General features: G+C 65.5%; 18 protein-coding genes and 1 pseudogene. 13 read left to right on the top strand and 6 right to left on the bottom strand.

Annotation, left to right across the window (positions count from 1 at the left end; genetic code table 11):
* Position 1 precedes the first annotated feature (1 nt).
* Genes AU192_RS22435 through AU192_RS22425 form a run of 3 tightly spaced genes read left to right on the top strand, consistent with a single transcriptional unit; the run spans position 2 to position 1,394 of the window.
* Complete coding sequence (locus AU192_RS22435) at positions 2-601, top strand: DUF779 domain-containing protein (protein WP_242656999.1); 600 nt, start codon at positions 2-4, stop codon at positions 599-601.
* Positions 602-637: 36 nt separating this feature from the next.
* Positions 638-916: a putative holin gene (locus tag AU192_RS22430; RefSeq protein WP_064399728.1), complete on the top strand. Its 279-nt coding sequence runs from the start codon at positions 638-640 to the stop codon at positions 914-916.
* A complete protein-coding gene (locus AU192_RS22425; protein ID WP_064399727.1) occupies positions 909-1,394 on the top strand; it encodes a hypothetical protein in 486 nt (161 codons plus the stop codon). Before AU192_RS22430 ends, AU192_RS22425 begins: the two co-directional genes overlap by 8 nt.
* Positions 1,395-1,400: 6 nt before the next feature.
* Here AU192_RS22425 and AU192_RS22420 read toward each other — a convergent pair whose 3' ends face one another.
* Positions 1,401-2,078, bottom strand: a complete 678-nt coding sequence (locus AU192_RS22420) for a TetR/AcrR family transcriptional regulator (protein WP_064399726.1) — start codon at positions 2,076-2,078, stop codon at positions 1,401-1,403.
* A gap of 192 nt (positions 2,079-2,270) precedes the next feature.
* Between AU192_RS22420 and AU192_RS22415 the strand changes: the two genes are divergently transcribed.
* The 4 genes from AU192_RS22415 to AU192_RS22400 are packed head-to-tail and all read left to right on the top strand — an operon-like array spanning position 2,271 to position 7,313.
* On the top strand, positions 2,271-2,690 hold the full coding sequence (locus AU192_RS22415; RefSeq protein WP_064399725.1) for an MmpS family transport accessory protein: 420 nt from the start codon (positions 2,271-2,273) through the stop codon (positions 2,688-2,690).
* The gene (locus tag AU192_RS22410; protein WP_064399724.1) at positions 2,687-5,599 is read left to right on the top strand and encodes an MMPL/RND family transporter; all 2,913 of its coding nucleotides are present in this window, start codon (positions 2,687-2,689) and stop codon (positions 5,597-5,599) included. The genes AU192_RS22415 and AU192_RS22410 overlap by 4 nt, the downstream gene beginning before the upstream one ends.
* A gap of 9 nt (positions 5,600-5,608) precedes the next feature.
* A complete protein-coding gene (lpdA, locus tag AU192_RS22405; RefSeq protein ID WP_064399723.1) occupies positions 5,609-7,003 on the top strand; it encodes a dihydrolipoyl dehydrogenase in 1,395 nt (464 codons plus the stop codon).
* A gap of 19 nt (positions 7,004-7,022) precedes the next feature.
* The gene (locus AU192_RS22400) at positions 7,023-7,313 is read left to right on the top strand and encodes a hypothetical protein (protein WP_064399722.1); all 291 of its coding nucleotides are present in this window, start codon (positions 7,023-7,025) and stop codon (positions 7,311-7,313) included.
* A 65-nt stretch (positions 7,314-7,378) separates the two neighbouring features.
* Here AU192_RS22400 and AU192_RS22395 read toward each other — a convergent pair whose 3' ends face one another.
* Together AU192_RS22395 and ramB are read right to left on the bottom strand one after the other, a co-directional pair.
* On the bottom strand, positions 7,379-7,930 hold the full coding sequence (locus AU192_RS22395) for a carboxymuconolactone decarboxylase family protein (protein ID WP_064399721.1): 552 nt from the start codon (positions 7,928-7,930) through the stop codon (positions 7,379-7,381).
* Between the two features lie 28 nt (positions 7,931-7,958).
* Complete coding sequence (ramB, locus tag AU192_RS22390) at positions 7,959-9,386, bottom strand: acetate metabolism transcriptional regulator RamB (protein ID WP_064399720.1); 1,428 nt, start codon at positions 9,384-9,386, stop codon at positions 7,959-7,961.
* A 131-nt stretch (positions 9,387-9,517) separates the two neighbouring features.
* Between ramB and AU192_RS22385 the strand changes: the two genes are divergently transcribed.
* The 3 genes and pseudogenes from AU192_RS22385 to AU192_RS22375 form a co-directional block, all read left to right on the top strand.
* Positions 9,518-10,294: an acyl-[acyl-carrier-protein] thioesterase gene (locus tag AU192_RS22385; protein ID WP_064399857.1), complete on the top strand. Its 777-nt coding sequence runs from the start codon at positions 9,518-9,520 to the stop codon at positions 10,292-10,294.
* A gap of 267 nt (positions 10,295-10,561) precedes the next feature.
* The gene (gene aceA / locus AU192_RS22380) at positions 10,562-11,848 is read left to right on the top strand and encodes an isocitrate lyase (RefSeq protein ID WP_064399719.1); all 1,287 of its coding nucleotides are present in this window, start codon (positions 10,562-10,564) and stop codon (positions 11,846-11,848) included.
* Positions 11,849-11,998: 150 nt separating this feature from the next.
* Positions 11,999-12,874: pseudogene (locus AU192_RS22375) on the top strand (3-hydroxybutyryl-CoA dehydrogenase); the annotation flags it as partial.
* Positions 12,875-12,891: 17 nt separating this feature from the next.
* Here AU192_RS22375 and AU192_RS22370 read toward each other — a convergent pair.
* The 3 genes from AU192_RS22370 to AU192_RS22360 all read right to left on the bottom strand — a co-directional run bounded on the left by AU192_RS22370 (position 12,892) and on the right by AU192_RS22360 (position 15,630).
* Complete coding sequence (locus AU192_RS22370; protein ID WP_064399717.1) at positions 12,892-13,731, bottom strand: DUF559 domain-containing protein; 840 nt, start codon at positions 13,729-13,731, stop codon at positions 12,892-12,894.
* 337 nt (positions 13,732-14,068) lie between these two features.
* Entirely contained in the window at positions 14,069-14,923 is an 855-nt protein-coding gene (locus tag AU192_RS22365; protein WP_064399716.1) for a polyphosphate kinase 2 family protein, read from the bottom strand.
* Positions 14,920-15,630, bottom strand: coding sequence for a TetR/AcrR family transcriptional regulator (locus AU192_RS22360; RefSeq protein ID WP_064399715.1), 711 nt, complete (start codon positions 15,628-15,630; stop codon positions 14,920-14,922). The genes AU192_RS22365 and AU192_RS22360 overlap by 4 nt, the downstream gene beginning before the upstream one ends.
* Positions 15,631-15,703: 73 nt before the next feature.
* On the opposite strand from AU192_RS22360, the gene AU192_RS22355 reads away from it, so the two are divergent.
* The 3 genes from AU192_RS22355 (at position 15,704) to AU192_RS22345 (ending at position 18,293) form a co-directional block, all read left to right on the top strand.
* Positions 15,704-17,074 (top strand): DUF445 domain-containing protein, encoded by a 1,371-nt coding sequence (locus tag AU192_RS22355; protein ID WP_165593340.1) that lies wholly within the window; start codon positions 15,704-15,706, stop codon positions 17,072-17,074.
* An 89-nt stretch (positions 17,075-17,163) separates the two neighbouring features.
* Positions 17,164-17,592: a helix-turn-helix domain-containing protein gene (locus tag AU192_RS22350; RefSeq protein WP_064399713.1), complete on the top strand. Its 429-nt coding sequence runs from the start codon at positions 17,164-17,166 to the stop codon at positions 17,590-17,592.
* A gap of 56 nt (positions 17,593-17,648) precedes the next feature.
* Entirely contained in the window at positions 17,649-18,293 is a 645-nt protein-coding gene (locus tag AU192_RS22345) for a hypothetical protein (RefSeq protein WP_064399712.1), read from the top strand.
* The last annotated feature ends 20 nt before the right edge of the window (positions 18,294-18,313 follow it).

Below are 18,313 nucleotides of genomic sequence, written 5' to 3'. Positions count from 1 at the left end.
GATGCCCGACCGGCGCGAGGAAGCGAGGGTTCTGACGATGCCCGACCGGCGCGAACGTGGGTTACCCGCACACCAAACTCGACTTTCGCGTGCGGGTAATCCACGTTCGGCGCAACAGGAACCACCCCCGCGGGCGCTGATCACCGCCGCGGCCGCGGATCTGCTGGCCCGACTGCAGGACAAGCACGGCGCGCTGATGTTTCACCAGTCCGGCGGCTGCTGTGACGGGTCGTCGCCGATGTGCTACCCCGACGGGGAGTTCATCGTGGGCGATCGCGACGTGCTGCTCGCGGTGCTCGACGTCGGCGACGGGGTACCGGTGTGGATCTCGGGCTCGCAGTTCGAGGCGTGGAAGCACACCCAACTCGTGATCGACATGGTCCCGGGCCGCGGCGGAGGATTCAGCGTCGAAGCCCCCGAAGGGGTGCGGTTCTTGAGCCGGGGCCGGGCGTTCACCGAGGCAGAGATGCAGGCACTGGCCGCCACACCGCCTGTCACCGGGGCGGACTTCGCGCGGGGCGTCCGACCGCCACCGTCGGACACGCATATCGTCGGTAACCCAATCGATGCCTGTCCGATACCTGACGCGCCGGGCGGGTGAGCGGGGCTAAGCCGTTGTCCGCGTAGCCTTTCAGGCGTGATACCGCTTCCCCGTGCATGGGTGCTGACCAGCGCGTTGCTGGTCGGTACGGCAGTGGGGCTGATCCTGGGGGTCGCTGCCACGCTGGTGATCGACGCGCCCATCCGGCCCGACGTCGTCGTGGCGCTCGTCGTCGGCGTACCCGCCGCGCTCGGCATGCTGGCGATCCTGGTGTCGGGTCGGCGGTGGGTGACAACCGCAGGCGCCTTCCTGCTCGGCGTCGCGCCCGGGTGGTTCGGGGTGCTGGTCGCGATCCAGGCGGTGCACGGTGCCTGAGACAACCGAAACGCTGCCCGGCGACCCGACGGAGCCCTACACCCCGACATTCACCACCGGTGAATTCCAGGCGGTGATGGGAACGACGGCCGTCGCCGAGCACCCGTCGCAGCCGGTACCGATCCCGGCGCAGCCCGTCGTGGTTCCCGGCAACTACCCCTATCTCAAGCGCTGGATGTTCGTGCTCGTCGTCGCGGGCGTCTGGGCGCTCGCCGCGTTGGCGGGATGGGGTCTGTACCACTGGTGGTACCACTCGATGGACAAGACGGCCCCGGTGTTCGTCGCGCTGGTCTTCGTGGTCACGGCCACGGTGGCCGGTCTGCTTCTCGCGATGGTGCCCGACAGGCCCGTGGTGTCCGCGCTCGCGCTCGCGCTGATGTCGGCGCCGTTCGGAGCGGTCGCGGGGGCCGCGGTACTGCACGGTCTTTACTTCTGCGAGTGGGCCACCCGGTGTTTCGCAGGGGTGATCCCCTACTGAGTTGTCTCAGCGGCCGGTCGGTTCCCATGTCCGCATGGCCGCGTCGAGGCCCTGATCGTCCAACGCGCGCACCGGCAACGGTTCGTTGTCGTCGCCAGAACGCATACCGTCCAACAGGATCCCGACGTAGCGACGCCACAGATCGGTGTCGACGTGTCCGGCGAACTCGCTGACCATTCCGGCGAGCAGGCTGAGCAGAGGCAGGTCGGTGTGCGAGATGTCCGAGCGCAGACGGCCGTCGGTCTGCGCTCGTTTGACGACTTGCACCGCCACCGGGTGAAGACGTTCCTGTGCCGCCACCACGCGGGCACCGCCGTAGGCTTTGCTGAACGCGATTTCTCGCAAGCCCCGGTCGGTAGCGGTCATCGCGCACAGCTGCTCGACGAACCACACGAAGCCCTCCCACGGATCGTTGTGCTCCAGCGCGGTTTCGGCCAACGCGGTCATCTGGTCCAGGCCGTCGACGAAGATCGCCTCGAGCAGTTCGTCTTTGGTCGCGAACCGCCGATACACCGTTCCCACTCCCACCCCTGCGTACCGGGCGACGTCATTGAGGTTGGGCTCCAAACCTTTTGATGCGAACAACTCACGGGCCGCTTTCAGAACGCGTGTGCGGTTGCGTTCAGCGTCTTTGCGCAGGGGGCGACAACCCAGCCGCGGCGACTCCGTCTCACCCACATCCATCCGGCCGAGTGTAATGCGGTCCACAGTAAAGCGGATTGACCTTGTCCGCTTCGTTCGTTAGCTTGGCTGACTAGCACTGCGCCCCTTGAGCCCGGGGTGGTCACAACGCCGGAAGGCCCGCACATTGACTCCCGTCGATCGATTTCCCGCACTGCTCGTGCGCGCTGATGCCGACCCGGGGGAGCGCCGGTCATGAAGCTGGTGACGCGCGTTTGGCTCCCCGTCATGATCGTGATCGCCGCGACTGCGGGCGTTCTCGCGGTGTCGCACTTCCGGGGCATCTTCGGTGCCGAACCCGCTCTGAAGACCCCGATCGGTGCCGACACCGCGGAGAAGTTCATCCCGAAGGTGGTCACCTATGAGGTCTTCGGTACGGGCAACGCCGTGGTCAACTACCTCGATCTCGACGGAAAGCCGGTGCGCGCCGGAACCGTGAGCCTGCCGTGGTCGCTGACGTTGGAGACCACAGCGCCGTCGGTAGCGCCGAACATCATCGCCCAGACCGACGGCCAGTCCATCGGGTGCCGCATCACCGTGGACGACGAACTCAAGGATGAGAAGACGGCTCAGGGTGTGAACGCCCAGACGTTCTGTCTGGTGAAGTCCGCATGAGTGCACCGGTCGACGACGCGCCGACGAACCCCAACCCGATCGCCCGGCCGAAACGTCCGTGGCTTCCGCGGTTGATCCGCATGTTCGCTCTGCCGATCATCGTGGGCTGGGTCGCCATCATCGGCTTCCTCAACACCGCGGTGCCGCAGCTCGAAGTGGTCGGCAAGCAGCGCGCGGTGTCGATGAGCCCGCAGGATGCGCCGTCGATGATCGCGATGAAGCGCGTCGGCACCACGTTCGAGGAATACGACACCAGCAGCTCGGTCATGGTCGTGCTCGAGGGCGAGAAGAAGCTGGGTGTCGAGGCGCTGGAGTTCTACGAACAGATGGTGCGTGATCTGCGCGCCGACACCGCACACGTGCAGTATGTGCAGGACCTGTGGTCCGACTCGTTCACCGCCGCGGGCGCGCAGAGCGTCGACGGCAAGGCCGCTTACACCCAGGTGTACATCGCCGGCGACCAGGGCGAGAGGTTGGCCAACGAGTCGGTGCGCGCCGTGCGGGACATCGTCGCCAAACACCCGACACCGCCGGGCGTCGGGGTGTACGTCACCGGGGCGGCGGCGACGACGACCGACCAGAACGCCGTCGGCGACAAGAGCATGCGGACCATCGAGATGCTCACATTTGGCGTCATCGTTGTCATGCTATTGGTGATCTACCGGTCCGTCGCCACAACGCTGGTGCTGCTCGGCATGCTCGCGATGGGATTGCTCGGCAACCGCGGGTTGATCTCATTTCTGGGCTACCACAACGTCTTTGGCCTGACGACCTTCGCCACCAACCTGGTGGTCACCCTGACCATCGCCACCGCCGTCGACTACGGGATCTTTCTGGTCGGCCGGTACCAGGAGGCCCGGCGGTCCGGTGAGGACCGAGAATCGGCGTACTACACGATGTTTCACGGGACCGCCCACGTCGTGGCGGCGTCCGGGTTGACCATCGCGGGCGCCACCTTCTGCCTGAACTTCACCCGGCTGCCCTACTTCCAGAGCATGGGCTATCCGATGGCCGCGGCGATGGTGTTCGGCATCGTGGTGGCCTTGACGTTCGGCCCCGCGTTGATCTCGGTGGTCAGCCGCTTCGGCCGCGTGCTCGAACCCAAGGGCAAATCATCGACCCGGGCGTGGCGGAGGATCGGCACCTCGACCGTCCGCTGGCCCGGTGCGTTCGTGGTGGTGGCCGTCGCGGCCTGCCTGGTCGGCTTGCTCGCGCTGCCCAGCTACCACACCAGCTACAACGACCGGCTGTATCTGCCCGACGACATCTCGGCGAATGTCGGTTACGCGGCGGCGACCCGCCACTTCTCCGAGGCCCGGATGAACCCGGACGTGCTGATGGTCGAGACCGACCGCGACCTGCGCAACCCGGCAGGGTTCCTGATGATCGACAAGATCGCGAAAGCCTTGGCCGATGTCGAGGGAATCGCCCAGGTGCAGGCGATCACCCGGCCCGACGGCAAGCCGATCGAACACACGACGATCCCCTACATGATCGGCCAGCAAGGTGTCGGCCAGCTCATGTCCAACGACTACCAGCAGGGCGTCATCGACAACATCATGGCCCAGGCCGACGAGATGGCCCACACCATCGAGTCGATGGAGAAGATGAACTCGATCACCCGTGAACTGTCCGTGGTGTCGCGGAGTATGGCCGACAAGATGACCGACACGTCGCTGACCGTGCAGGAAGTGCGCGACAACATCGCCAACTTCGATGACTTCTTCCGCCCCGTGCGCAACTACTTCTACTGGGAGCCACACTGTTTCAACATCCCGGTCTGCTGGTCGCTGCGTTCCATCTTCAACAGCCTCGACGGCATCTCGACCATGTCCGACGACTTCCAGGCGATGGTTCCTGACATCAACCGGATGGCCGACCTGACGCTGGAGATGACCGCCGTGATGCCGGGGATGATCCAGTCGATGAAGAACCAGCGCCAGATGATGCTGAACCAGTATCAGGTTCAGAAGGCGCAGCAGGACCAGACCATGGAGCAGCAGGAAGACAGTGCGGCGATGGGGGAGGCGTTCGACGAAGCCCTCAACGACGACTCCTTCTACGTTCCGCCGGAAGCGTTCACGAACGCCGACTTCATCCGCGGCATGGACCTGATGATGTCGCCGGACGGGCACGCCGTCCGGTTCACCATCATCCACCAGGGCGATCCGCTGACCGAGGACGGCATTTCGCGGATCGAACCGCTGAAGAAGGCCGCGGCGGCGGCGATCAAGGGCACGCCGCTGGAAGGTTCCTGGGTCTACGTCGGCGGCGCCGCGGCGATGTTCGACGACATGCAGCAGGGCGCCGATTACGACCTGCTGATCGCGGTCACAGCGGCGCTCCTGCTGATCCTCGTCATCATGATGGTCATCACCCGAGCGCTGGTTGCCGCCCTGGTCATCGTCGGAACCGTGGCGCTCAGCCTGGGCACCGCGTTCGGGATGTCAGTGGTGCTGTGGCAGCACATCATCGGCATCCCCCTGCACTGGATGGTCCTGCCGATGGCGATCATCGTGCTGGTGGCCGTCGGCGCGGACTACAACCTGCTGCTGGTGTCGCGAATGAAGGAGGAAGTCCACGCCGGACTGCGCACCGGAACCATCCGCGCCATGGCGGGCAGCGGGCCCGTCGTCACCGCCGCCGGGTTGGTGTTCGCGTTCACCATGGCGACGATGGCGGTCAGCGACCTGATCGTCATCGGCCAGGTCGGCACGACGATCGCGCTGGGCCTGATGTTCGACACGTTCGTAATCAGGGGATTGATGACGCCGTCGGTGGCCACGCTGCTCGGACGGTGGTTCTGGTGGCCGCTGCCGGTGCGCCAGCGTCCGCGCCCGGCGCCGTGGCCCCAGCCGATCCAACGCGATCCCGCGGGACATGGCGGACCGTTCGCCGATGCCCATTAGTGTGGGGGCGTGACCCACTATGACGTCGTCGTTCTCGGAGCAGGTCCCGGCGGGTACGTCGCGGCCATCCGGGCCGCGCAGCTCGGACTGAACACCGCCATCGTCGAGCCCAAGTACTGGGGCGGCGTGTGCCTCAACGTCGGGTGCATCCCGTCCAAAGCGTTGCTGCGTAACGCGGAGCTCGCGCACATCTTCACCAAGGAAGCCAAGCAGTTCGGCATCAACGGAGAGGCGACGTTCGACTACGGCGTCGCCTTCGACCGCAGCCGCAAGATCGCCGACGGGCGCGTCGCCGGCGTGCACTACTTGATGAAGAAGAACAAGATCACCGAGATCCACGGCTACGGCAAATTCAAAGACGATCACACACTCGAGGTCGATCTGAACGAAGGTGGCACCGAGGCAGTCGAGTTCGACAACATCATCATCGCGACCGGTAGCAGCACCCGCCTGGTGCCCGGCACGTCCCTGTCCGAAAACGTGGTCACCTACGAAGAACTCATCATGACGCGCGAGTTGCCCTCCTCGATCGTGATCGCCGGCGCCGGTGCCATCGGCATGGAGTTCGGCTACGTGATGAAGAACTACGGCGTCGACGTCACGATCGTCGAGTTCCTGCCCCGCGCGCTGCCCAACGAGGACGCCGACGTCTCCAAGGAGATCGAAAAGCAGTTCAAGAAGCTCGGTGTCAAGGTGCTGACCGGCACCAAGGTCGAATCGATCAAAGACAGCGGCGGCGACGTCACCGTGTCCGTCAGCAAGGACGGCAAGTCCGAGGACATCAAAGCCGAAAAGGTGCTCCAGGCAATCGGTTTCGCGCCCAACCTCGAAGGCTACGGGCTCGACAACACGGGCGTCGGAATCACCGAGCGCAAGGCGATCGACATCGACGACTACATGCGCACCAACGTGCCGCACATCTACGCGATCGGCGACGTGACAGGCAAGTTGCAGCTGGCGCACGTGGCCGAGGCGCAGGGCGTCATCGCAGCCGAAACCATCGCAGGCGCAGAGACGTTGCCGCTCGGGGACTACCGGATGCTGCCGCGCGCGACGTTCTGTCAGCCGCAGGTCGCCAGCTTCGGGCTCACCGAGGAGCAGGCCCGCGAAGAGGGGTACGACGTCAAGGTCGCCAAGTTCCCGTTCACCGCCAACGCCAAGGCGCACGGTGCCGGCGATCCCAGCGGCTTTGTCAAGCTGATCGCCGATGGCAAGTACGGCGAGCTGATCGGCGGCCACCTGATCGGCCACGACGTGTCCGAACTTCTGCCCGAGCTGACGCTGGCCCAGAAGTGGGACCTCACCGCCACCGAACTGGCGCGCAACGTCCACACGCACCCGACCATGTCCGAGGCCCTGCAGGAATGCTTCCACGGATTGCTCGGCCACATGATCAACTTCTGAGCCGGGTCCACACAGCAGCGTGGTTCAGACAACCAACACGGCGAGGGCACTCTGGGTCGCCGGCATCGGTGGCTTGGTGATCGGCCATATCCTCTGGCTGGCCGGAATATCCTTCGCCACCTCGACCTCCGATGTCAGCACCTGGGTGCTGGTGGTGGCAGCGGTGTCGTTTGTCGTGGGCGGCGCGGTCGGCTGGCTGGGCTGGCGGGCGTATCAGCGCAGAAGCGAGGTGTGGGCGGCGTTCCTGTGCGCGCTGCCGGTCTCGCCGGTGCTGCTGTCGATGATCGTCCTCGGTATCACGTATCTCTAGCGCGCCGTTTGTGAACCTGCCGACGTTGACGGGCCGATGAGTGTCGTCAGATTCACACTCGAGCGCTAGTCCGGGAAGTCCAGCGGCACTTTCAAAGTGGTGATCGTGGCTGCCAGACCGTCGTACTGGGCGGCCAGCATGCAGAACTCGATCAGCTGCGGTTTGGTGAGGTGCCTGGCCAACACGGCCCAGGTCTCGGGTGAGACGCCGCGGGTCACGACGAACTCGTCGGTGGCGGTGATCAACGCGCGCTGGCGGTCGGTCAGCCCTTCGGCGTCGGGACCCTCGAAGATCTTCTTCTGCACGTCCGGGCCGAGCCCCCGGGTGCGGGCCAAGCGGCGGTGCTGCTGCAGTTCGTATTCGCAGTCCCGGAGATGCCCGACCCGCAGGATGACGGTTTCAGCGTCCTGCACCGACAGCTTGCTCAGCATGCCGAGCAGCACCCCGCTGTACGGCAGCCACGCCAGGAACAGAAGCCGGTGTTGGCCAAGCACATTGAACAGACTGAAGCGGGGCGCCCTGATCGCGCGGGCGCCGAGCTTGGCGATGGCCCAGTTCAGCGGGCCGAGTTCCTTGAATCCACCGGGCGCGATACGTGCCGACTCGGGTGCGCTCATCACAGCGAGTCTACGTGTGGTCGCCGAATCAAGGTCGACGTACCAGGTAGGGCGAGACCGTGCTGCGGTGCTCGTCGATGTCGAGCGCACGGCCGAGGGCGGGGAAGGCGCGCTGCGGGCAGTTGTCGCGTTCGCAGACCCGGCAACCGGCGCCGATCGGCGTCGACACCTCCCCGGACAGGTCGAGCCCCTCCGAATACACCAGCCGATGGGCGTGGCGCAGCTCGCAGCCCAGGCCGATGGCGAACGTCTTACCCGGCTGGCCGTAGCGCTGCGCACGCCGTTCGACGGTGCGGGCCACCCATAGGTAGTTGCGCCCGTCGGGCATCTGCGCGACCTGCACTCCGATCTTCCCGGGGTTGGCGAATGTCTCGTAGACGTTCCACAACGGGCAGGTACCGCCGCTGGAGGAGAAGTGGAAACCGGTGGCGGACTGGCGTTTTGACATATTGCCCGCGCGGTCGACGCGAACGAAGGACAACGGCACACCGCGCATCGACGGCCGCTGCAGGGTCGACAGCCGGTGGGCGATCGTCTCGTAGCTGACCGAGTAGAACGCCGAAAGCCGCTCGACGTCGTAGCGGAAGTTCTCCGCGACATCGTGAAACTGCGCGTACGGCAACACCATTGCGGCCGCGAAGTAGTTGGCCAGGCCCAGTCGCGCCAGCCGCGTCGACTCGTCGCTGGTGAACTTGCCCTCGTCGACGAGCTTGTCGATGAGGTCGCCGAATTCCAGATATGCCAGTTCGACGGCCATCTTGAACACGGTCTGCCCGGATGAGAGGTGGTTGTTGAGCTCGAGTGTCTTGGTCTCGGGGCTGTAGCGGTGCAGCACCGATTCGCCGAGGTCCATGCGGTGGACGATGCGCACGCCGTGCACCATCGTCAGTCGGTCCGACAGTTGGCGGGCGAGCTCCGAGCGGTGCATCGGCATGCGGATGGTGAGGTCTTCGGCCGCGGTGTCGAGTTCGTGCAGATAGTTCTGTCGTTGGTAGAAGTAGTCGCGCACCTCCTCGTGGGGCATGGTGATCGCACCCGAGCCCGAGCTGAAGCCGCCGCCTGCGGCGAACCTGTCCTCGGTGGCCGCCGCCAGTCGGGTGGTGGTCAGCTGGTAGCGGCGGTGGAGGTTGACCATCGCGCGGGCGAGGTTGGGGTGCGCGGCGACCATGTCCGCGATCTCGGCCAGGTCGACGTTGATGTCGAGGTCGCGGTCGAGCGTGACCTCGCGTAGCTCCGCGACCAGACGGGTGTCGTCCTCGGAGGCGAAGAACGTCGCGTCGACGCCGAACACCTCGGTGATTCGCAGCAGGACGGCCACGGTCAGCGGCCGCACGTCATGCTCGATCTGATTGAGGTAGCTCGGCGAGATGTCGAGCATCTGGGCAAGCGCCGCCTGGCTGAAGCCACGCTCGCTTCGAAGTTGCCGAACCCGTGAGCCGACAAACGTTTTCGCCACGTCAGCCAGCGTAGCAACGGTGCGAAGGCGCGCTTCGCATTGTTGGCAGATCCACCGCTGTGGCAGGATCGGCGGTCGTGAGCGAGAAGCAGGGATCGGGAACGAGCCCGGCGCAGGGCCTGGCCAAGACCATGATGCCGGTCCCTGACCCGCACCCCGACGTCTTCGACATCGAGTGGCCGCTCCGGGTGGCCGACGTGGACCGCGAAGGCCGGCTCAAATTCGACGCCGCGACGCGCCACATTCAGGACATCGGCTCCGACCAGTTGCGCGAAATGGGATTCCAGGAGACCCACCCGCTGTGGATCGTGCGCCGCACGATGATCGACATGATCCGCCCGATCGAGTTCCAGGACATCCTGCGGCTTCGTCGTTGGTGTTCGGGCACGTCGAACCGGTGGTGCGAGATGCGGGTGCGCATCGACGGCCGAAAGGGCGGGCTGATCGAATCCGAGGCGTTCTGGATCAACATCAATCGCGAGACGCAGGGACCGGCGCGCATATCCGACGACTTCCTCGAGGGGTTGCGGCGCACGACCGACGTCAACCGGCTGCGGTGGAAGGAGTACCTGTCGGCGGGCAGCCGCGACAACGCCGACGACATCCGCGAGTTCCCGACGCGGGTCAGCGACATCGACATCTTCGACCACATGAACAACGCGGTGTACTGGTCGGTGATCGAGGACTACCTGCACCACCATCCGGAACTGGCGCGGTACCCGCTGCGGGTGACAATCGAACACGACGCCGCGGTCGCCCTTGGCGACAAGATGGAGATTCTCAGCCACACCTATCCGCCCGGTTCGACGGACAAATTCGGTCCGGAGCTGACGGACCGCACTGTTACAACGCTCACATATGCGGTCGGCGACGAGGCCAAGGCCGTCGCAGCGATCTTCAACCTCTGATCATGATCGGTTTAACAGTACGAGCGTACTGACCTGCGGAAATCGCCTACTCATCGGTAACTTCTGAACCGGTCAAGCGCACCTGGTTCTTCGCAAGATTCGCAAATCCGGGGGAGTGGTTGGCGAAAGTTGGCACTCGAAACGGCTGGACCTGCGCTAATGGACTGAGGCATCCTCGTAGTAGCGAAACTGCTAAACCGTTTGGGCGTTAACAAGCCGGGTACTCCGGCGGCGCCGCAGCGATAGTGAACAGATCGAAGGAGCGCCATGTCAACCGTTGGCAAGCCGAAGAGCGCCGAGGAAATTCAGCGCGACTGGGACACCAATCCCCGCTGGAAAAACGTCACCCGCGACTACTCGGCCGAGGACGTCGTCGCGCTGCAGGGGACCGTCGTCGAGGAGTCCACGCTGGCCAAGCGTGGGGCGGAGATCCTGTGGAACCAGCTGCATGACATGGAGTTCGTCAACGCGCTCGGCGCGCTGACCGGCAACATGGCCGTCCAGCAGGTGCGCGCAGGGCTGAAAGCCATCTACCTGTCCGGGTGGCAGGTCGCCGGTGACGCGAACCTGTCCGGTCACACCTACCCCGACCAGAGCCTGTACCCGGCCAACTCGGTGCCGCAGGTCGTGCGCCGGATCAACAACGCGCTGCTTCGCGCCGACGAGATCGCCAAGGTAGAGGGAGACACCTCGGTCGAGAACTGGCTGGTGCCGATCGTCGCCGACGGCGAGGCCGGCTTCGGCGGTGCGCTGAACGTCTACGAGCTGCAGAAGGCGATGATCGCCGCCGGTGTCGCGGGTTCGCACTGGGAGGATCAGCTCGCATCGGAGAAGAAGTGCGGTCACCTCGGTGGCAAGGTGCTGATCCCGACCCAGCAGCACATCCGCACCCTGACCTCCGCGCGTCTGGCGGCCGATGTCGCCGACGTCCCGACCGTGGTCATCGCCCGCACCGACGCCGAGGCGGCCACCTTGATCACCTCCGACGTCGACGAGCGCGATCAGCCGTTCATCACCGGTGAGCGGACCAAGGAAGGCTTCTACACCGTCAAGAACGGCATCGAGCCGTGCATCGCACGCGCCAAGGCCTACGCGCCGTACGCCGACCTGATCTGGATGGAGACGGGCACCCCCGACCTCGAGCTGGCCAAGAAGTTCGCCGAGGGCGTGCAGGCCGAGTTCCCGGACCAGATGTTGGCCTACAACTGCTCGCCGTCGTTCAACTGGAAGAAGCACCTCGACGACGCGACGATCGCGAAGTTCCAGAAGGAGCTGGGCGCGATGGGCTTCAAGTTCCAGTTCATCACGCTGGCCGGCTTCCATGCGCTGAACTACTCGATGTTCGACCTGGCTTACGGCTACGCCCGCAACCAGATGTCGGCATACGTCGAGCTGCAGGAGCGCGAATTCGCCGCCGAGGAGCGGGGTTACACCGCGACCAAGCATCAGCGCGAGGTCGGCGCCGGCTACTTCGACCGGATCGCCACGACGGTGGACCCGAACAGCTCGACGACCGCGCTGAAGGGTTCGACCGAAGAGGGTCAGTTCCACTGACGATGCGCGGCCCCAAGGCCGCGAGGAGGAAGTGGAACCGAAGGCTGAAGCCACTGACGATGCGCGGCCCAGGCCCCTAGACCAGGCCCAGTAGGCTCACGAGGCCCAACGGCTTGTCATCAGGCCCCGTCCTTATATTGGGCGGGGCCTGATGTTATGGAGAGGACGCAAGTGAGCATTGAACGAGTCGGTGTGGTCGGCGCCGGACAGATGGGCAGCGGGATTGCGGAGGTGGCCGCGAAAGCCGGCGCCAACGTCGTCGTCTACGAGCCGTCCGAGGAACTCGTCGAGGCGGGGCGCAAGCGGATCACCGGCTCGTTGGAGCGGGCCGCGAGCAAGGGCAAGCTCTCGGAGGCCGACCGCGATGCGACGTTGGCGCGGCTGTCGTACACCACCGATCTGTCCGACCTGGCCGACCGTCAACTCGTGATCGAGGCGATCATCGAGGACGAGGCGGTCAAGGCCAAGGTCTTCGCACAGCTCGACGCCGTCGTCACCGATCCCGATGCGGTCCTCGCGTCGAACACCTCGAGCATCCCGATCATGAAAATCGCTGCGGCAACGAAGAATCCGAGCCGGGTACTGGGGCTGCACTTCTTCAACCCAGTACCGGTGCTGCCACTGGTGGAGCTCGTCAACACGCTGGTGACATCCGAGGAGGCGCTGCAGCGGACCGAGCAGTTCGCGAGCGAGGTGCTCGGTAAGCAGGTGGTGCGGTGCAGCGACCGCTCCGGGTTCGTCGTCAATGCGCTGCTGGTGCCGTACCTGCTCTCGGCGATCCGGATGGTGGAGGCGGGCGTGGCCACGGTGGAGGACGTCGACAAGGCAATCGTGGCCGGACTCTCGCATCCGATGGGCCCGCTGCGGCTTTCGGACCTGATCGGTCTGGACACCATGAAGCTGATCGCGGACTCGATGTTCGACGAACTCAAGGACCCGCACTATGCGCCGCCACCGCTGCTGCTGCGGATGGTGGAGGCGGGTCAGCTCGGCAAGAAGTCAGGCCTGGGCTTTTACAGCTACTAGTGCCGAGCGCACGCCCATCAAACGGGGCAGCCGCGGCTTCTGAGCGCCTCGCGTACCCGGCGCACTATCTCGGCTCGTTGACACCGTAGATGACGCGCGCTGACCCGCACGATCAGCCAGCCTTGCGCGGCCAAGAACTCCAGCCGTTCGATGTCTCCGGCGTGGATGTCCGGACTCGTCCAATGCTGCACTCCGTCGTACTCGACGCCCACTTTCCACTGGCACCAGCCCATATCGATTCGGCGATTGCCAACGCGAATCTGCGTGGCCGGGCGAGGCAACCCGTCACGGACGAGCAGCAGGCGAAGCTCGGTCTCTTTCGGCGATTCCGCGCCGCCATCGACGAGATCCATCGTCGCGCGCAGTTCACGGATGCCCCGTGCGCCGGGATAGCGGTTCGCGATGCCCTGCACTTCGGCGACGGTGCACCCGGTCGCGTTGAGCAGGGCGTCGATTCGCATGATCCCCAGATCCCCCGGCACGCGGCGGCCGATGTCGTAGGCCGTGCGGGCCGGCGTCGTGCAGTCGATGCTGCCGCGCAGGCATATCTCGTCGTGGGCGAGGACGCCGCGATGGATGACGATGCCCGGTGGCGATGGCTGGTTGGGGTGAGCTAATTCAGCAGGCAGGTCGTCGGGTATCCATCGGGCGCCGTGCATCGCGGCAGCCGAGTGTCCAACGAGCACCGCCTTGCCGCGTGACCACAACCATGCAGCCACTGCCTTGTCAGCGGCGTCGAGCTTCGCCCCCGCCCGTGCGTATACGTTGTGGTGGACCTTGATGTAGTCCTTGCGTAAGGCGTAACGCGTAACGACACCCTCAGCGAGCGCCTGACTGCCCAAAATGAAATGTTCCACACGTGGTTAGGCGCGCCAGCGGCTCAGTCGGTTCCCCAGCGTCCGAGTTCTGATGGGTTTCGGGCCGGATGGTTGCCGAGCGTCGGATTGTTGACGCGTTTCGGGCCGGATCGCACCATACTTCCGACGCTCGGGGCGCCTGCGCGCTCAGGAGGCGCCCGCGTGCATCGGGGCGGCTGCGCGCTCAGGAGGCGCCCGCGTGCATCGGGCCCGGCCGGCATGGTCTGCGGCGTTGGTGGGTCGGCCGGTTGCCGAGCGTCGGGGTTTTGACGCAATTTGGTCCGGATCGCGCCATATTGACGACGCTCGGCGCCGGGCGCCCCGCAGTCTCGACGCCTTACGACTCCAATAACCGCTTGCGTTCCGCGTCGACGTCGAAATTCGCAGGCGGGTAAGACAAGTCGAGGCCCTCGAGCGCTTCGATCAGCAGTTCGGTGACGGCGAGCCGGCTGTACCACCGGCGATCGCAGGGCACCACATGCCACGGCGCATAGTCGGTCGACGTGCGGTCCAGCACCGCCTGGTAGGCCTCCTGATACTGGGGCCATTTGAGGCGCTCGTCGATGTCACCAGGGTTGTACTTCCAGTATTTCGTCGGGTCGTCGAGCCGTTCGAGGAGCTGCTTCTTCTGCTCGTCCAATGAGATGAACATCGCCACCTTCACCAGAGTCATTCCACCGTCGACGAGTTCACGCTCGAACGCGTTGATCTCGTCGTAGCGCGCACCCCACACCTCCGGCGGCACAAGGTTGTGCACCCGAACGATGAGCACGTCCTCGTAATGCGACCGGTCGAAGACGCCGATGTGTCCCGGCGGCGGCAACGCGCGCCGGATGCGCCACAGGAAGTCGTGCGCCAGCTCCTCCGGTGTCGGCTTGCCGAATGCGGTGTAACGTACACCCATCGGGTTGACCGCTCCGACAACATGTTTGACGATCCCACCCTTGCCCGCGGCATCCATGCCCTGCAGCACGAGTAACACCGAGCGGGCGTCGTCACGGCCTTTCGAACTGGCGTAGAGCAGCTCCTGCAGCTCGGCGAGGCGATTGCTGCGGGCCGCTTGCACCGGCGCCGCATCGGCTTTGGCGCCGTCGAAACCCGGTGTCGCCGACGGGTTCAGATCGGCCACCTTGTCACCGGCCCGAAACCGCACCGCGTCGACGATGGGCGAGGTGACCGGGTCCGAGCTCACCGGTCGTCTTGCGTCGGGGGCGGAAGCACCGGCGACGGATGTGGTTGGCCGCGGAACGCCTCGAGTGACCCGCCCACTTCGACGATGCCGCACAACGCATTCCACGACAGCATGGTCAGGTAGTCGATCAGCTCGTCGGAGCTCATACGCCGGTTGGACATCCACGAGTGCGTGGCAAGCTGAACACCGCCGACCGTGTGGTACGCCCACGGCTCGACGCCGCCGGTGTCCATACCGGCCTCCTGCATCCGGCGCCGCAGCATGACCGCCAGCATGCGGGCGATGATCTGCTCGGACGTGGCGACCGCTCGGCTCTTGCTCGCCGAGTTGTTCGCCATCACGAACTGATAGGGCTCGGGTTCGGCGGCCACCGTTTCGACGTAGACCCGGATCACCTCACGAGTGAGTTCAAAACCGTCGAGGTTCGACGACAGCGCCGCGGCCATGTTCGGGATCAGCGTGGTCTGTGCGAACCGCATCATCACCGCGGTCGTGAGGTCGTTCTTGTCGACGAAGTAGCGGTACAACACCGTCTTCGAGACGCCGATCTCGGCCGCGATCTCGTCCATGCTGACGCCGCTACCGAGCCGGCGGATCGCCTCCAGGGTGCCATCCACCAGCTCGTTGCGGCGCTCTACCTTGTGCTTGTGCCAACGCCGCTTGCGGCCGTCTGTCTTGACCGCGATCGCTTCGGACTGTTGTGCCACTATCCCCGTGATCCGTTCCGTAGTTCCCCTCGATAGTACGGCCGATCTTGACACCTCGTGTTGCCGGTCCGAGCTGCCGCGCGTCGTAGCGGATGATGGAGAAGTGGCACATAGACCGAGCGCCGGACGGCACGCCCCGGCGGCTCCGCCCGCCCCGCGGAGAAGCTTCGCCGAGTCCCTGGCCGGGGCCGACTCAGTAGCCGATGCCGAGCGCCGCCGTTCGCTGCGGCGCATGAAGGTCGTCGCGCTGAGCTTTCTCGTCGGCGCCTCGGTCATCTTCCTCATCTGCACATGGGCCCAGTCCGCCGGTGCTGCCCCGGACTGGGTGGGCTATGTGCGCGCCGCCGCCGAGGCCGGCATGGTGGGCGCCCTGGCGGACTGGTTCGCGGTCACCGCCCTGTTCAAGCACCCGCTCGGCATCCCCATCCCGCACACCGCGATCATCAAGCGAAAAAAGGACCAGCTCGGCGAGGGTCTCGGTGCTTTCGTTCGCGAGAACTTCCTGTCTCCTGAAGTCGTGTCGGCCAAGCTGCGCAACGCCGAAGTGGCAGGTCGGCTCGGCAAGTGGCTCTCCGAACGCTCGCACGCCGAACGCGTTGCCGCCGAAACCGCCACCGTGCTGCGGGTTCTGGTGGAGATGCTGCGCGACGAGGACGTGCAGCAGGTGCTCGACCGGATGATCGTCAAACGCATCGCCGAACCGCAGTGGGGTCCGCCCATCGGTCGGGTGCTGGCCACGCTGCTGGCCGAACACCGGCAGGAGGCCCTGCTGCAACTGCTCGCCGACCGCGCCTTCCAGTGGTCGCTCAACGCCGGGCCCGTCATCGACCGGGTGATCGAACGCGATTCGCCCACCTGGTCCCCACGCTGGGTGGACCACCTCGTCGGCGACCGCATCCACCGCGAGTTGATGGACTTCACCGACAAGGTGCGCCGCAACCCGGACCACGAGCTGCGGCGGTCGGCGACCCGGTTTTTGTTCGAGTTCGCCGACGACCTCCAGCACGATCGGGCCACCATCGAGCGCGCGGAGAACGTCAAGGAACAGGTCATGGCCCGCGACGAGGTCACGCGCGCGGCCGAGACGGCGTGGACGGCGGCCAAGCGCATCCTGTTCGAGTCGGTCGACGACCCCTCATCGACGCTGCGCACGCGGGTCGCGGACTCGGTGATGCTGATCGGGGAGTCGCTGCGCGACGACGCCGACCTGCGCGACAAGGTGGACAACTGGATCATCCGGGCGGCCCAGCACCTGGTCGCCCAGTACGGCGTGGAGATCACCGCGATCATCACCGAAACCATCGAGCGGTGGGACGCCGACGAGGCCAGTCGCCGTATCGAACTCCACGTCGGACGGGACCTGCAATTCATTCGGATCAACGGCACCGTGGTGGGCGCGCTGGCGGGCCTCGTGATCTATTCCGTAGCCCAACTTATATTCTGACCTGCGCTAACGAGTGCTTGCAAAAGTTAGCACTGCGTCGTACGGTAGGGGTGTCGCTTATTGGATACCCGAGGCACGGAGGGCTTCGCATGTCGCAGGATGACAATCTTGCCCTCGTCGTGTCCAACGCTGCGCAGACCGCCGCCCAGGACATCGGCACGTTCATCCGGACGCAACGCGAAGCCGCTCAGGTATCCGTACGACAGTTGGCCGAGAAGGCCGGCGTCAGCAATCCCTACCTCAGCCAGATCGAGCGGGGATTGCGCAAACCCTCTGCCGACGTGCTCAACCAGATCGCCAAGGCGCTGCGGTTGTCGGCTGAGGTGCTCTACGTGCGGGCCGGGATTCTCGAGCCCAGCGAGAAGAGCGAGGTGCGCGACGCCATCGTCAACGACACGGCGATCACCGAGCGGCAGAAGCATGTGCTGCTCGACATCTACACGTCGTTCTGTCAGCAGAACGAGGCCGAGGTTGACGAGGCAGGTAGCGACACAGAACAGGAGTCGTCGACTGAATAGAGACTCCGGCTTCTGAACACGAACGCAACCGAACCACATCCTCAGAAAGGAACACCATGGCCAAGAACACTCCCGCCAAGAACCAGCCCACCCCCGACGACCTGAAGGCGCCGTTGCTCGCCGCCGTCGGTGCCGCGGACCTCGCCCTCGAGCGGGTCAACGAGATCGTCGCCGCCCTTCGTGAGCGCGCCGACGACGCCCGCACCGACTCGCGTAGCCGCGTCGAGGAGACCCGTGCGCGGATCGACCGACTGCAGGACGACCTGCCGACGCAGTTCGGTGAGCTGCGCGACCGTCTGAGCTCCGATGAGCTGCGCAAGTTCGCCGAGACCTACGCCGAGGCCGCGCAGACCACCTACAACAAGCTCGTCGAGCGCGGTGAGGCCGCACTCGAGCGCCTGCGCAGCCAGCCCGGCTTCAGCGAGGCCGCCGGCCGGGTCGAGGGGTACACCGACCAGGCCGTCGAGCTGACCCAGGAGGCGCTGGGCAACGTGGCCGCGCAGACCCGCGCCGTCGGTGAGCGCGCCGCCAAGCTGGTCGGCGTCGAGCTGCCGAAGAAGGCCGACCAGGGTGCTGCGCCGGTGAAGAACACCGCCAAGAAGGCCCCGGCGAAGACTCCGGCCAAGACTCCGGCGAAGAAGACGCCGGCCAAGAAGGCCCCGGCCAAGAAGGCGACAGCCAAGAAGGTCACCCAGAAGTAAGGACTCGACAGCGGGTCGCA

It is taken from the genome of Mycobacterium lehmannii, from assembly GCF_001499925.1.
Lineage (GTDB): Bacteria > Actinomycetota > Actinomycetes > Mycobacteriales > Mycobacteriaceae > Mycobacterium > Mycobacterium lehmannii.
This window is presented reverse-complemented; position numbering and strand designations above follow the sequence as displayed.